Raw genomic sequence first — 13,582 nt, 5'->3', positions numbered from 1 at the left:
AAGTAATTTTAAGATAACCATACTTTTGACCACTGTTCGATGTTGGCAATTGCATCTTTCAGCCCTTTTCCTTTATCTGTCAAAGAATATTCAACTTTCACAGGTACTTCGGCAAAAACATGTCTTTTAACTAATCCTTCTTTTTCAAGTTCTTTCAAGCGTTCGGAAAGAAGACGTCCGCTAACCGGCAAAGCTGATTCAATTTCGTTGAATCGCTGAGGACCTTCTAATAATTGATATAAAATCAAGCCAGTCCATCTTTTCCCGATAAGTTCCATCGCTTTTGATAAACGTGGGCATAATGTAGTTTCTTTCATTGAAATCACCTCTATAGTTAGTCATTATAACGTAAATAAAAACCCACGTAAACCATACAGTAATTTAATTACCTTTTAATAGCAGGTTACTTTTAACAACTTACTTTTAGAGAGATAAATATTGTCGTTTATTAAAAATAAATAATTATCTTTAATTCGAGATATCTTAATTAAGAACTATTGACATCGAGATATTAACTGCATATAGTAGTTTATAGAGAATAAAAAAACAACATGGAGGAATAAAAAATGAAAAATTGGAATGTCGATGCAGCTCACTCAAGTATTGGATTTTCTGTAAAACATATGATGGTATCAAAAGTACGTGGAAATTTCGGTGATTTCGGTGCAACTGTAGTAGCGAATGAAGCAGATTTAACTAATGCAAATATTGCCTTCAACATCAACGTGGCAAGTATTAATACAGGTAACGAAGATCGTGATAACCACCTTCGTTCAGGTGATTTTTTCAATGCTGAAGAGTTTCCGGAAATCAAATTTGTGGCTAACAACATCTCTAAAAATGACGACGAATATAAAATTGCTGGAGATTTAACGATTAAAGACATCACGAAACCGGTTGTCTTTGAAGCTGAATACGAAGGTAAAGGCACAAACCCATGGGGCCAAGAAGTAGTTGGATTCACAGCTGAAACGAAAATCAACCGTGAAGATTTTGGTTTGACATGGAACCAAGCGCTTGAAACTGGCGGTGTATTAGTAGGAAAAGACATTAAAATCACTGTAGAACTTGAAGCAAATCCTGCTTAATTGAAGATGAAAGGCACCACTCTAACTCGACGCCGGCTCTGGAAGGTTGATTTGAAAGCCTTCTTTGTGCGAGTTTGCGCTTGGAACTAGACATGAGATAACGTAGAAAAATTCTAATTCAAAAGAATACAAAAGGAACTTCTCTTCATTCGAGAGAAGTTCCTTTTTTAATGCAGCCATGTTTGTTTTCGCAGTTCAATTGCAAGCTCCGCCACTACGGCTTGGCTGATTAGAAAACCTTGGATTTTTTGAGCACCCATATTTTTCAATAAATCGAGCTGTTCGAGTGTTTCTACACCCTCCATAACAGTGGTCATCCCAAGATTTCGAGCAATGTCCAAAATCCCTTGTAAAATCACCAGTGATTTGTCTTCTTCTAGTTCCATTTTCACGATAAAGGATCGGTCTACTTTTAGTTGTTGGATAGGTAAGATTTTTAATATTGATAAAGAAGAATAGCCGGTTCCAAAATCATCCAGTGCTGTTTTGACACCTAAATTGTTTAACTCGGTCAAAATTTGATTGGCTAGTTCACTATTTTGTACTGCCACGGTTTCCGTAATTTCAAAAATTAATCGCTTTGCAGATATATTAGCTTCGTGAATAATGGATTTTACATCATGTAAAAAATCGGGATGCATCATTTGCCTGACGGAGATATTGACAGCCACTTGAAAATCCTCGTGTCCTTCCGCTTCCCAACGATTCAGTTGTGCCGTCACTTGGCGCAAAATCCATTTTCCAACAGGAATAATCAACTCGCTTTCTTCCAATAAAGGAATGAATTCCACAGGGGACACTTGTCCAATAGTTGGAGACTTCCACCTCAACAAAGCTTCATAGCTCGTTATGTTTTTCGTAGATAAATCATAAACCGGCTGATAGACCATGAAAAATTCATTGTTGGCTAACGCATGAACCACATTGTTAGCAATCAAACGAACACGCTCATTTTGATTGGCAAGTTCCTGAGAGAAGAAGACAAAACGGTTTCCGCCTTGTTTTTTTGCTTCTTGTACTGCAAATGTTGAATCTTGCATCATTAGATCTGGCCAGTCACCTAATTGAGACTTACGAATCCCGACACTGAATGTTACCCACATACTTTCCGTTGAAGATAATTCGATGGGCACTTCCATTAATTTTACTAGTTCAAGTCCCCTGGTTCGTAATTCTTCTTCCGAATGAGCGGGTACAAGCAGAACAAATTCGTCTCCGCCAACTCTGTACAACTCATTCTTGCCGGCAAATGCCTGGATTTTTCGACTTGTCTCAAATAGCACTCTATCACCCAACTGATAGCCATTTCGTTCATTTATATCTTTAAATCGATCTAAATTGATAAAGTACAAGGTGAACCTTTTAAAATTCTGTGGGTTCAATCCTTTTTTTAAACGTTCTTCTAACACTACCCGATTTGGCAAATTCGTTAATAAATCACGTTTCAACATGTTTTCTTCACGTTGTTCATTACGTTTCAAATAATAGAGAATGCTACAAAGAAAGATAATTGCTAATACTACAATCATCGTATTACGCCAAAAAATGGAGGAAATTTGCTGAACAGTCTTCTCTTTATAGGAGTCAACTACAAATGTCCAACCGCCACTAGTATGCTGATACATAACATAATGTGCTTTATTCTCATCTATTATGATGGTCCCTTGACCCATTGCGTTGATTTGGGACAGGACTTGAGATCCATTAGGTACAGCTGTTTCAAAATCATGATTGGAATTAGAGAAAATCACTTGATTCTCTCTAAATAAATATAATGTCCCCGGTAAGTTTGAATCTGATGCGATCGCACCAACTAGATTGCCCATATTGAATACTCCAGAGAGTACGCCAATGATATTGCCGTCTTGGAATACAGGAATTCGGACTGCACTTACCAACTGTGTGGAATCTTGATAGTAAGGAAATAATTCACTAAAGACCAGCTCCCCCTGCAAAGCACGATCAAAAGATTCTTGTTGATTCACTTTAAAACGAGAACCATCTCCCGCCAACACTTCCCCTTCAGGAGTTATGAAACCTAGTGAAGAAAAAAACGGCATTTTTTCACGCTGATTCTTCAGAAACTGAACGATGTCTTCTTCTGTTTTAAGTAACGTTATGTAATCAGCTATCAACTCAAGCTCGGCTACACGTTCATTTGAGAACTTATTTGTTTCATCTGTAAAGTTATCAAGTAATAAACGATTTTCTTTTTTTACAGTTTCTTGGACAAATTCTTTTGAAGATTTATAATTAAAAATAGTTAAGGTAACAACTGTCAATAAAATGATAACCAACAAAAAATAAGCTTGTACTTGTCTATTTGACACATTGTCACCTCCCATATCTATCCCAATCCATTCATTTTCCAAATGTTGTATATAAATGCCAAATGTATGCAATATTCATTTCCTATATTATTGTCGATTAATGTCGGAAGATAGTCAATGTTTCTCTGATAGATTAGTATTAAAATTGGGTATTACTAACTAATTTTAATGATACGAAGGGACGACATACACTTTGAAGATTGAAAGTTCATCATCCACACAATTTTTCCAATTGATTCGTTCACTCAAATGGCCTATAGGCATAACTATTTTCGCGGTTATTTTGGCCTTGGCTGAAACGATAACCGGATTAGTCATTCCCTTAGTTACAAAAAACTTAGTCGACTCTCTTACTACAGCTATTTTCGATTGGCGTTTAATTACCTTGTTATTTGTTGTCTTTATTCTGCAAGCTATTGCCGGTGGAGTTTCATACTTTGCCAAGGATTATCATAAGAAAAGCTGTTCTTCTCTATTTCAGGGAAGAACAGCTTTTTGTTATTTTTTCAATGTCATGGTCACTTCACCTTTACCGTCTGAAGCTTTAATCACTGCATACGCTCCATTGACGAAAGTCATCTGCGGCGGCACATGACCGATATCAGCATTATAGATAATAGGTAAGTTTGTCGATTCTGCCAACCTTTCCATTGCATCAAGCGTGGTGAATCCCCCAACCTCCTGACCTGCTGGTGTGCGTCCAAAAACGATTCCGGATGCATAATCAAACCAACCCGTTTGCTGCATTTGCATTAGCGTACGGTGGAAATCTGTTGCGGACATATCACAGTTCTCAAGGAACCACACGATTGGTTCATTTGCCAAGTATGTTTGCTGGAACGTTTTCACGTCTCCGTAAGGTGTACCGATTAAATGGCGAATGGTATCCATGCAACCACCGAGAAGGCGGCCTTTCATTTCTACCGGCCGATTGTAAACTGTTTCCCACTTCGTCTCAGTATCAAGATTAAAAACGTACGGTTTTGGTTGTCTATCATGAGACCATTCAGATTGATAGTTGAGAGAAGAAGCTTGATGGATGATTGCTCCTTCTTCAGCAGATAGGACATCCAAAAATCTACTCGTAGTTGGATCCCATTCGTCACTTCTCACGTCGACGAAGTTCGTTCCGTGTGCGGTTGCAATACCCGTTTTCAATGTCAATGCGAACAACAGAGTACTTGTATCCGAATAGCCAAGAATCCATTTTGATTGTGCTTGCTCCCACTCAATAAGCGGCAAAATCTCCTGTAGGATTTCCCCTCCCCATGGAGGGATAATTGCGTGGATATCTTTGTTTTGAAGCATCGCATTCAGTTCTTTTGCTCGCTTTTCTTTCGTGGCTGAAGCGGCTTTATGCTGTGTCCACACCGTTTCCCCAATTTCTATGTTAAATCCTCGATTTTCAAACTGTTTCTGGCTCTGATGAATCAAGTGGTGAAGTTCTTCTTCTACACCGGAGGAAGGAGCAGTGAATCCTATAGTCTGTCTTGGTTGAAGAGCATTTGGATAGCAAATCATTGTTGTCACCTTCTTTTTAATATTGAAACTATTTTACTCGTAATTCGTATCATTTACTACAGGGGGTTTGTAAATTATGGATTTATTTATGTTTTCTGGACTCGGAACAGGCATTTTCTTTACGTTTTTCATTCTCATTTTCACTTTAGTAATCGGGACTTTTATTTTTGTCATAATCAAAGGAATATCTCAATGGTCGAAAAACAATCAATCACCGGTATTGACCGTACCGGCTGAAGTCGTAACGAAACGCACTGAAACTTCCGGCGGTCATGGAGATTCGTCTGCAAGCACGTGGTATTACGTGACGTTCCAAGTACAAAGTGGAGATCGAATGGAACTGGGCGTCGATGGCTCCCAGTTTGGGTTACTAGCCGAAGAAGACTTGGGGATGCTCACTTTTCAAGGATCGCGGTTTAAAGGGTTTGAGCGAAAGAAAAAAGAAGAGTAAAAAGAAAAGGATTGGACACAATGTGCCCAATCCTTTTTGCATCTTAAACTGTTACTTTCGCCAAACGTGATGCCACAGCTTTCACTTCAGACATTCCATCTGCAATAATTTGTTCTGCACGGTCTGGATATTGATTGTGCCCTTCAATAATGACTTCTTCAATATTAGTAATACCGAAGAAATTCATGATCATACGCACATAGTTGACGCTCATTTCAGATGGTGCCATTTCTGGTGTCGAGTAAACACCACCACGTGCATTTAAAATAATAACTTTTTTATCCGGTACTAAACCAACTGGTCCATTTTCATTATAGCTGAATGTTACACCCGCACGGTAAATGTAATCAATGAACGTTTGTAAAGGAGCTGGAATCGTTTTATTCCATAGTGGGAATGCGAATACCACAACATCCGCCTCCAAGAAAGCATCCATTGCTTTATTTGCTGCAGTCAAAATACGTTGTTCAAGATCGTTCAACGGTTCAGCTTGAGCTGATTTTGCCATCGCATCAAAGAAATCCTGACCGAAATAAGGCATATCTTCCTTAAATACATCAAATGTGTTGATGTTCAATTCTTTTGCATTAGTCACTTCATTTAAAAATACATCGTGCATTTTACTTGAAACGCCTTCTGTAGAAGGACGGTTATTTGCTTTTACTACTAAAACATTCATATGGAAGATCTCCTTTTTATTAGAAAGTTATATATCTTAAAATTATTTATCTTCAATTCGAGATATAATGCAATTTTAAAGGAGAGCATTAGAGAAGTCAAAAACTCTGCTCTCCATTTTTCAGAATTCACAATTGTCATCTTTGCATATGCCCACATTGTCTTGTCCCAATTGTTGAAGCTTGGTAGAAATACCTTCTTCTTCTGCTACTTTTCTTAACGCTTCGGCAAATGCTTCAGTAGGTTGAGCTCCGGAAATTGCATATTTTCGGTTGATGACGAAAAACGGCACGCCTTGCACACCAAGGGACATACCTTCCTGGATATCTTGATTCACTTCAGCCTCGTATGCATTCGAGGATAATATTTCAGCAGCTTGCTTACGATCTAAGCCGATCTCCTCTGCTAAATTTAACAGTACTTCATGTCGGCCGATTTCTTGTGCTTCAATGAAGTATGCTTTAAGCAAACGTTCGCTTACTTCAGCCGGTTTGCCTTGTGCCTCCGCCCATTTCGCCAACCGATGAGCATCGAACGTATTGGCTTCATTAATACGATCAAAATCATATGTCAAGCCTACCGTTTGTGCTTGTTGACTAACCGAAGCTGTCATTCGTTTCGCCGCTTCAGGAGTCGTCTGATACTTCTCGGCAAGCATTTCATATGTCGACTTGTCCGAAATCGCTGGCGAATTTGGATCCAGTTCATACGCTTTGAATTGAACATCGATATTGTGAGCCAACCCGGTAGTAGCGATTGCTTCTTCCATCCGACGCTTTCCTATATAACAGAATGGACATACATAGTCCGACCATACTTCAATTTTCATTCCATTCACCTCATGGTTATTGTAGTGCGTTTGGATAGGCACTGCAATTTTTCTGCTCGCCCGAACTTATGGTGCGGTTCTTTTTGTTAATGTGCTAAAGTGTTTCTTAAAGGAGTGTTTTTGACCATGATTTTACGGGAAATTGTTCGAAAACGTCGTACGGTACAAGATCAATACCCATTCAATCTTCCTCTTATCGAGGAATTTGAATCACTCAAGTTCACCCATCCCGTTACCATACTTGCAGGTGATAACGGCTCCGGGAAAACAACGTTGCTTGAGGGTATTGCTGCAGCAAGTGATAGCATCTTGATTAGCGGTGAATATATGGAGCAAGATAAGTCGTTTTCACACGCTTATGAACTGGCTGATGAGCTCAAATTGATTTGGTCCGTAAGAACCCGCAATGGTTTTTTCTTCAGGGCATCCGATTTCATTACGTATACAAGAGAGCTCGCCAATATGCGGGAAGAAGCGCGAATTGCCATCCAAGAAATTAAAAAACGGAATCCTCATAGCCTTGAAGTATTGCCCTACGCACGTACATATTCTGAGCTTCGCCACTTATATGGTCAGGGTCTGGATAAAAGGTCGCACGGAGAAAGTTTTCTTGATTTGTTCCAAGCAAGATTCAAACCTAATGGCTTTTATATTTTGGATGAGCCTGAAGCACCTTTATCGCCAAATAAACAACTTACATTCCTTGCCTTATTACATGACATGGTGAAAGATGGTGCCCAGTTCCTTATTTCCACACATTCTCCAATTGTCATGGCGTATCCAGGGGCCACAATACTCGAAATTAACGAAAATGAACTGACACCCACAACTTTTAATGAAGTGGAGCATGTTCGTTTGACAGCAGATTTCCTGAAAGAACCGAATCGATATTTACGTCATCTTCTGGAACTTTAGTATGACTACAGAGTCAACACAAGGATAGTTTTCTGACGTTCTTGCCCAAGAGTCATACTGAGCAACCATTTATCTTTCTCGCAATTTAAAAGCCGATTCCCTTAAGGAATCGGCTTTTATACTTTTCTTATTCACTTAATGCTTCTGTTAATACAGGAACAACTTGTTTTTTACGTGATACAACACCTTTTAATAAAGCAACGTTATTGATGAAGGGAACGCCGAAAGCTTTTTCTGCTTTTTCAGCTTGGGCGCCTAAAGCCAAGGCAACTGAATCGTTGTTTAAAATATCTGTGACAACGAAGAAGAACAAGTTAAGTTCTTTTTCAGCAATTTTACGGTAAATTAAATCTTCCAATTCTGCTTGGCGGCTCATTACATCATTGACATCAACTGCATTTACTTGTGCGATTTCTACTTTGTATTTACCCATCCCGAATTCTTTTGCATCGAGTGTAAGTAAATCTTCAAGTGTCTTGTCGCTTAAATCTGCTCCAGCCTTCAACATCGCCAAACCGTACTCTTCTGAATTTACGCCTGCAAGTACTTCAAGTTCTTTTGCTGCCGCAATATCTTGAACGGTACAGGTTGGTGATTTAAATAGCAATGAATCTGAAATGATTGCCGATAGCATCATGCCCGCAATGTTTGGTGGAATTTCCACACCATTTTCTTTAAACAGTTTATTTAAAATCGTAGCTGTACATCCTACCGGCTCTGCACGGAAAAACAATGGGTCTGCTGTTTCAAAGTTCGCAATACGGTGATGATCAATAACTTCGATTACTTGAACGTCATCAATATCATCTACACTTTGTTGTTTTTCGTTATGATCGACTAAAATGACTTGTTTTACATCTGGTGATGCTTTCTCAATTAAAAGCGGTGCTTCAAAACCAAATTTGTCCAAAGCAAATGCAGTTTCATTTTGTACATCGCCAAGACGGACCGCTACTGCGTCCATGCCTAATTCACGCTTCAAATGAGCGTAAACGATCGCCGAGCAAATTGAATCTGTATCTGGGTTTTTATGTCCTAGTACATATACCTTTTCCATGTGTATCCTCCAATAATTCAAACTTCACGTTTTTTATTTTATCATACCTATTTCGTAAACAAAATGGCTCCAATCTCTTCTTTATTGACTAGTAAATCTTGCAAGGTGTAGCCATCCAAAACAGCTAGGTACGCCACCATTGCTTCACGCAATACTCTTCTCAATTTGCAAACGGGGGTGATGATACATTGGTTTGTTGCACAGTTGAAACATTCTACTAAATAAAAATCGTCTTCTGTTTTTCTTACGACTTTTCCAATATTTATGGATTCAGGATGGAGAGCCAGACGTATTCCGCCTCCCCGCCCCCGGATTGTTTCTATATAGCCGTGTTTTCCTAACTCATATGTGACTTTCATTAAATGATTTTTTGATATTCCATAGGCAGTTGAAATTTCCTGTATGGTCGATAGTTCCGATTTTCCTTTCGCCCCCACATACATCAAGACGCGGAGGGAAAAATCGGTATACATTGTCATTCGCATTATTTCACCGCTCTTTCTTCCTACATCATTATAGCTATTATGTCTTTTCCGTGAAAGAAATGTGTCTGAAATATTAAAGATGTATTTTATATATTGCTTTAAGAAACAGGCAGGCGTATGGTGAAAGTATCAAATGATGAAGGGTAGGAAACAAACATGTTATCTTCTCAAACAATCGCTATCGTAAAATCAACTGTCCCAGTTCTAGCTGAGCACGGCCAGAATATTACCACTGTTTTTTACAAAAATTTATTCTCTGCACATCCAGAGTTGCTGAACATATTTAATCATGCCAATCAAAAACAAGGACGCCAACAAACGGCTCTTGCCAATACTGTTTATGCAGCGGCACAACATATCGACAATTTAGCTGTCCTTCTTCCGGCAGTCAAACAAATTGCACATAAACACCGTTCACTAGGTGTAAAAGCGGAACACTATCCGATTGTAGGAGCACATCTATTAGGTGCAATTAAAGAAGTGTTGGGTGATGCAGCGACTGACGACATCATTAATGCTTGGGGAGAAGCTTACGGCGTTATTGCAGATGTATTCATTCAAGTCGAAAATGAAATGTATGTAGAAGCGGCTACACAATCCAATGGTTGGAATGAGTTCAAAGATTTTGTCATCGTAGATAAAATAAAAGAAAGCGATATTATTACTTCCTTCTATTTAAAACCGGCTGACGGTTCAGCTGTCACTACGTACCAACCTGGTCAATACATTACGGTGCGTTTATCCATTCCGGGTGAAACATATATGTTTAATCGTCAATACAGTCTGTCACAAGCACCAGGGAATGAAACATTCCGTATTTCCGTGAAAAAAGAAAGTGAAATGGATCCAAATGGTAAAGTATCTTGTTACCTGCACAACACTGTTGAAATCGGAGATCAAATTGAAGTAAGTGCACCGGCGGGAGATTTCTATTTAAACGTCGATAGCTCACAACCTGTCACTTTAATCAGTGGTGGAGTAGGCATTACGCCAATGATGAGTATGTTGCAGACAATTTCACAAAACTCACCAAGTCGTCCTGTTTCTTTCCTACATGGAGCGAGAAATATGTCATTACATGCATTTGAAAAGGAAGTTCATACATTACTATCCGTTATGGAAGATACGACTTATGTCACACAGTATTCCGATAATAATCAACTCATCACAAAAGAGTTCTTAGCGGAAAATGTACTTGCAAAAAGTGATATTTACGTTTGCGGTCCAGTACCATTCATGAAAGCAGTCGTGAATAGCCTTTATGAGTTAGGCTTCTCTGAAGAAAATGTACACTTCGAATTTTTCGGGCCGGCAGTTACTCTGGAACCAGCTCACGCATAAAACAAAAGGCTATGTTTAACTTTTACTGTTGATGTTAATAAAAGAAGGAATCTGTGCCCTTTCCGCGGACGCCCCACAAGAATGTGGTTTTCATACTTGTTGGCTCATGCGGAAAGTGCGGCAAGAGCAAATGTGCGCTCATATACCGTTTAACAAAAAAACAAAGCTATCACCCAACTGCGGTGATAGCTTTGTTTTTTTGTATAGCAGAAATGAAATCAATCGACAATTCATTGAATCTTTCCGGTTGATCTATATTGCAAACATGACCAGAATCTTTAATCTTAATTAGTTTAAATTCCTCATTACGTCTCACCAATTCTTCAACCGGCGGCATAAACAAGTAATCTTCTTCCCCCATTAAAAATAGAGTCGGAATGGCATTCGTTTTCATTTGAAGCCTTGTTAAATAGGGATTGATCAGCTTGGTTAACGAAAACCATTTGATAAACTCTTTTTGACACATCTTTTTTGCTTGGTTAACGAAAACGAGACGGGATTCTTCATGTCTTTTCTTTGGCATGATAATCCAGGCGAACAATTTATACAACAGCATATATGGGATGAAGCGCTTCGTCACACGCCCGGTCCAAAGTAAAAGCTTAGTTCGGATATCCAGGCGGATAACGGCCCCTCCCAAAATCAGCGATGAGATTCTCTCAGGGAAACGTTCAGCCATCGTTTGGGCAACGATTGTCCCAAGTGACATGCCAATCACGTGTGTTTGTTCAATATTCAATTCATCAAGAACATCTTTCACTTCTTCGGCAATGTGAGCAAAAGAATCGCCTTTTTTCCAACGGCCGCGATCTGATTTACCATGACCCCTAAGATCAATTAATAAGACGTTGTGTTCTTTTCTGAAATCCCGTATTTGTTTATACCATATGGAAGAACTTCCTCCTGCGCCGTGAACAAATGACACCCACGGTGCATCAGAAGAAACGATGTATGTTTTATAGTGAAGCACTGCATTCAAACTCCTCTAGCAATCTCTTTCCTCTATTAAACCATCGTACACTTCTCCCATTCAACAGATTCGTGTATTTTAATATGTCCACATGCACCATTTTCCGATATCAACGAAGCCAATTCGCTTATAGATTGCACCTGCAGCAGGGTTGTCATAAAACAGACACAACATTTTATTTTCTTCTAGCAGCTCTCTACAAAGCTTGGACATACAGTAAGTTGCGAGCCCTTTCTTCTGATAGAGAGGCAATGTCCCTACCCCTACTATCATGGCAGACTGACTATTTTCAGCTGTACTTGAAGCTGAACTTACAATGACTCCATTATTTTTGATTAAGTATGCACGGGCCAGACCTTTTTCCAGTGATTCTCGTTTATTCTCAACGCTGTAATTGCCTTCTGAAAACTCTGGAATTGCTTTCATTTGCGCGATGATTGCACGGGCATCATCCGCTTGAGCTTTTTCCAAGTTGATGTCAGCAGGAATTGCAGGCAGGTGTTCTACAGTCTCACATTTTGCATAATAGAGAACGCGAGGTTTTTTAGGTTGAGTTTTTATGTAAGGCGCTAATTGATTCACCATTTCTTCAATTCCCGATAAATAGCTGAAGGATAAATCTTTATTAATAATATTGGCAAATCCTTCTGCATCGAAAGCAGCTGGTGCATACACAATAAAGTTTTGATCGTATTTTAATAAAACGCCTCTTAGATCCCCTTTTTCATTAAAGTCACCCCAAAGCGTCTGGATGTTTGAATGGAATCCATGCCCTTCAATATCCCCAATAATAAAAACATTCTCTGCAGGTTTTTGCCCTACGAAATCCATCGTTATTTGACGATCGGCTTCAATCAATTTTCTAATCATTTATATCATTCACTCCTTAGGACTTTAGATACTGTTGCAAAAAAGGAATATTATAAATTTCAATATTTTTTTACATTTTATAGGCGATAATTTCTTTTTTTAGTGATATAGTATGAATATAGTATGAATTTAGTAGTGATTACATTAGGTAAAAGTGATATTATTATACTAATCTAAACGCATTTCTTTTGATACAGAAAAGAGGTCAATAATGGTAAAGAAACTGGAGAAGAAGTATATTCCACTAGCAACTTTTTTTGAAGAAGCTAATCAAAATGAAGTCACCCTTACATATACAGCAATCGAAAATATTGTCGGTCAACAATTGCCAAACGCAGCTTATTTAAATAGTAGCTGGTGGAAAAAGACGAAACCTCCTGCATCTCATTTCTTGGCGTGGATTGACTCAGATTATACAGTAAAACGCATTGACTTAGGTAGAGCCGTAACTTTTGTTAAAATAACCGAAGCATTCGATTACGATCCTTCTTCTTCAAATAAACCCGAAAATATTATGATTATACGTCCCGTAGACTTGGACGATGCACGTGCAATCATTCGTCTGTATCAAGATATTGATGCAGAATCGGATTTTATGTTATTTGGAAAAGATGAACGGAAAATGACCGTCCAGTCCATTCGCAAACGTATCGGTGAGTGGAAAAAATCCGCAAACTCCGGGATGTTTGTTGGCATTCTTAATGGCGAATTCGCTGGTTTCGTTGCATTGATTGCTGGTCCGGCACCCCGGGCGCATCATCGCGCTTCGCTAGTAATCGGTGTACGACAAGCGTATTATGGTCAAAATGTGGGGACATCATTAATGAAAAAAGCAGAGACTTGGGCACATGAAGTTGGGATAACCCGCTTGGAACTGACAGTCGTGGAGAAAAACGAACGTGCCATGGGACTATATAAAAAAATGGGTTATAGCATTGAAGGCAACCGTCCTAACTCATTACTCATTGATGGAAGTTACGTAAACGAGTTTTATATGGGTAAAAATTTTTAAAAGAGACATCGTGGAGGATCCCACGATGTCTCTTT

At 38.9% G+C, this 13,582-nt stretch carries 14 protein-coding genes; 5 read left to right on the top strand and 9 right to left on the bottom strand.

Annotated elements, in window-relative coordinates:
* Window positions 1-8: 8 nt before the first annotated feature.
* Complete coding sequence (locus tag MHH33_RS02560; RefSeq protein WP_016429701.1) at window positions 9-317, bottom strand: helix-turn-helix domain-containing protein; 309 nt, start codon at window positions 315-317, stop codon at window positions 9-11.
* Window positions 318-566: 249 nt separating this feature from the next.
* On the opposite strand from MHH33_RS02560, the gene MHH33_RS02555 reads away from it, so the two are divergent.
* On the top strand, window positions 567-1,088 hold the full coding sequence (locus tag MHH33_RS02555; protein ID WP_342542866.1) for a YceI family protein: 522 nt from the start codon (window positions 567-569) through the stop codon (window positions 1,086-1,088).
* Between the two features lie 167 nt (window positions 1,089-1,255).
* Here MHH33_RS02555 and MHH33_RS02550 read toward each other — a convergent pair whose 3' ends face one another.
* Window positions 1,256-3,418: an EAL domain-containing protein gene (locus MHH33_RS02550; RefSeq protein ID WP_342542865.1), complete on the bottom strand. Its 2,163-nt coding sequence runs from the start codon at window positions 3,416-3,418 to the stop codon at window positions 1,256-1,258.
* A gap of 498 nt (window positions 3,419-3,916) precedes the next feature.
* Window positions 3,917-4,939: a S66 peptidase family protein gene (locus MHH33_RS02545; RefSeq protein ID WP_342542864.1), complete on the bottom strand. Its 1,023-nt coding sequence runs from the start codon at window positions 4,937-4,939 to the stop codon at window positions 3,917-3,919.
* Between the two features lie 76 nt (window positions 4,940-5,015).
* Between MHH33_RS02545 and MHH33_RS02540 the strand changes: the two genes are divergently transcribed.
* On the top strand, window positions 5,016-5,390 hold the full coding sequence (locus MHH33_RS02540; RefSeq protein ID WP_342542863.1) for a DUF2500 domain-containing protein: 375 nt from the start codon (window positions 5,016-5,018) through the stop codon (window positions 5,388-5,390).
* Between the two features lie 43 nt (window positions 5,391-5,433).
* Here MHH33_RS02540 and MHH33_RS02535 read toward each other — a convergent pair whose 3' ends face one another.
* The gene (locus MHH33_RS02535; protein ID WP_342542862.1) at window positions 5,434-6,069 is read right to left on the bottom strand and encodes an FMN-dependent NADH-azoreductase; all 636 of its coding nucleotides are present in this window, start codon (window positions 6,067-6,069) and stop codon (window positions 5,434-5,436) included.
* Window positions 6,070-6,189: 120 nt separating this feature from the next.
* A complete protein-coding gene (locus MHH33_RS02530) occupies window positions 6,190-6,897 on the bottom strand; it encodes a DsbA family oxidoreductase (protein ID WP_342542861.1) in 708 nt (235 codons plus the stop codon).
* 126 nt (window positions 6,898-7,023) lie between these two features.
* Between MHH33_RS02530 and MHH33_RS02525 the strand changes: the two genes are divergently transcribed.
* Window positions 7,024-7,812, top strand: coding sequence for an AAA family ATPase (locus MHH33_RS02525; protein WP_342542860.1), 789 nt, complete (start codon window positions 7,024-7,026; stop codon window positions 7,810-7,812).
* A 127-nt stretch (window positions 7,813-7,939) separates the two neighbouring features.
* Here MHH33_RS02525 and MHH33_RS02520 read toward each other — a convergent pair whose 3' ends face one another.
* Window positions 7,940-8,869, bottom strand: coding sequence for a manganese-dependent inorganic pyrophosphatase (locus MHH33_RS02520; RefSeq protein ID WP_342542859.1), 930 nt, complete (start codon window positions 8,867-8,869; stop codon window positions 7,940-7,942).
* Between the two features lie 47 nt (window positions 8,870-8,916).
* Window positions 8,917-9,354 (bottom strand): Rrf2 family transcriptional regulator, encoded by a 438-nt coding sequence (locus MHH33_RS02515; protein WP_016429691.1) that lies wholly within the window; start codon window positions 9,352-9,354, stop codon window positions 8,917-8,919.
* A gap of 156 nt (window positions 9,355-9,510) precedes the next feature.
* On the opposite strand from MHH33_RS02515, the gene hmpA reads away from it, so the two are divergent.
* The gene (hmpA, locus tag MHH33_RS02510; protein ID WP_342542858.1) at window positions 9,511-10,695 is read left to right on the top strand and encodes an NO-inducible flavohemoprotein; all 1,185 of its coding nucleotides are present in this window, start codon (window positions 9,511-9,513) and stop codon (window positions 10,693-10,695) included.
* Between the two features lie 169 nt (window positions 10,696-10,864).
* Here the strand turns inward: hmpA and MHH33_RS02505 are convergent, their stop codons facing one another.
* Together MHH33_RS02505 and MHH33_RS02500 are read right to left on the bottom strand one after the other, a co-directional pair.
* Window positions 10,865-11,665, bottom strand: coding sequence for an alpha/beta hydrolase (locus tag MHH33_RS02505; RefSeq protein ID WP_016429689.1), 801 nt, complete (start codon window positions 11,663-11,665; stop codon window positions 10,865-10,867).
* A 78-nt stretch (window positions 11,666-11,743) separates the two neighbouring features.
* Entirely contained in the window at window positions 11,744-12,535 is a 792-nt protein-coding gene (locus MHH33_RS02500) for a GNAT family N-acetyltransferase (RefSeq protein ID WP_016429688.1), read from the bottom strand.
* 211 nt (window positions 12,536-12,746) lie between these two features.
* Between MHH33_RS02500 and MHH33_RS02495 the strand changes: the two genes are divergently transcribed.
* On the top strand, window positions 12,747-13,547 hold the full coding sequence (locus MHH33_RS02495; RefSeq protein ID WP_016429687.1) for a GNAT family N-acetyltransferase: 801 nt from the start codon (window positions 12,747-12,749) through the stop codon (window positions 13,545-13,547).
* Window positions 13,548-13,582: the final 35 nt, after the last annotated feature.

It is taken from the genome of Paenisporosarcina sp. FSL H8-0542 (genome assembly GCF_038632915.1).
Classification (GTDB): Bacteria; Bacillota; Bacilli; order Bacillales_A; family Planococcaceae; genus Paenisporosarcina.
Note: the sequence above shows the minus strand (reverse complement) of the source record. Positions and strands in the feature narration are given on the sequence as shown.

What these genes read in the sequence shown, in the direction of transcription:
- MHH33_RS02560 (WP_016429701.1), bottom strand. Translation starts at nt 317, where the DNA reads ATGAAAGAAACTACATTATGCCCACGTTTATCAAAAGCGATGGAACTT.
- MHH33_RS02555 (WP_342542866.1), top strand. Translation starts at nt 567, where the DNA reads ATGAAAAATTGGAATGTCGATGCAGCTCACTCAAGTATTGGATTTTCT.
- MHH33_RS02545 (WP_342542864.1), bottom strand. Translation starts at nt 4,939, where the DNA reads ATGATTTGCTATCCAAATGCTCTTCAACCAAGACAGACTATAGGATTC.
- MHH33_RS02540 (WP_342542863.1), top strand. Translation starts at nt 5,016, where the DNA reads ATGGATTTATTTATGTTTTCTGGACTCGGAACAGGCATTTTCTTTACG.
- MHH33_RS02535 (WP_342542862.1), bottom strand. Translation starts at nt 6,069, where the DNA reads ATGAATGTTTTAGTAGTAAAAGCAAATAACCGTCCTTCTACAGAAGGC.
- MHH33_RS02530 (WP_342542861.1), bottom strand. Translation starts at nt 6,897, where the DNA reads ATGAAAATTGAAGTATGGTCGGACTATGTATGTCCATTCTGTTATATA.
- MHH33_RS02525 (WP_342542860.1), top strand. Translation starts at nt 7,024, where the DNA reads ATGATTTTACGGGAAATTGTTCGAAAACGTCGTACGGTACAAGATCAA.
- MHH33_RS02520 (WP_342542859.1), bottom strand. Translation starts at nt 8,869, where the DNA reads ATGGAAAAGGTATATGTACTAGGACATAAAAACCCAGATACAGATTCA.
- MHH33_RS02515 (WP_016429691.1), bottom strand. Translation starts at nt 9,354, where the DNA reads ATGCGAATGACAATGTATACCGATTTTTCCCTCCGCGTCTTGATGTAT.
- hmpA (WP_342542858.1), top strand. Translation starts at nt 9,511, where the DNA reads ATGTTATCTTCTCAAACAATCGCTATCGTAAAATCAACTGTCCCAGTT.
- MHH33_RS02500 (WP_016429688.1), bottom strand. Translation starts at nt 12,535, where the DNA reads ATGATTAGAAAATTGATTGAAGCCGATCGTCAAATAACGATGGATTTC.
- MHH33_RS02495 (WP_016429687.1), top strand. Translation starts at nt 12,747, where the DNA reads ATGGTAAAGAAACTGGAGAAGAAGTATATTCCACTAGCAACTTTTTTT.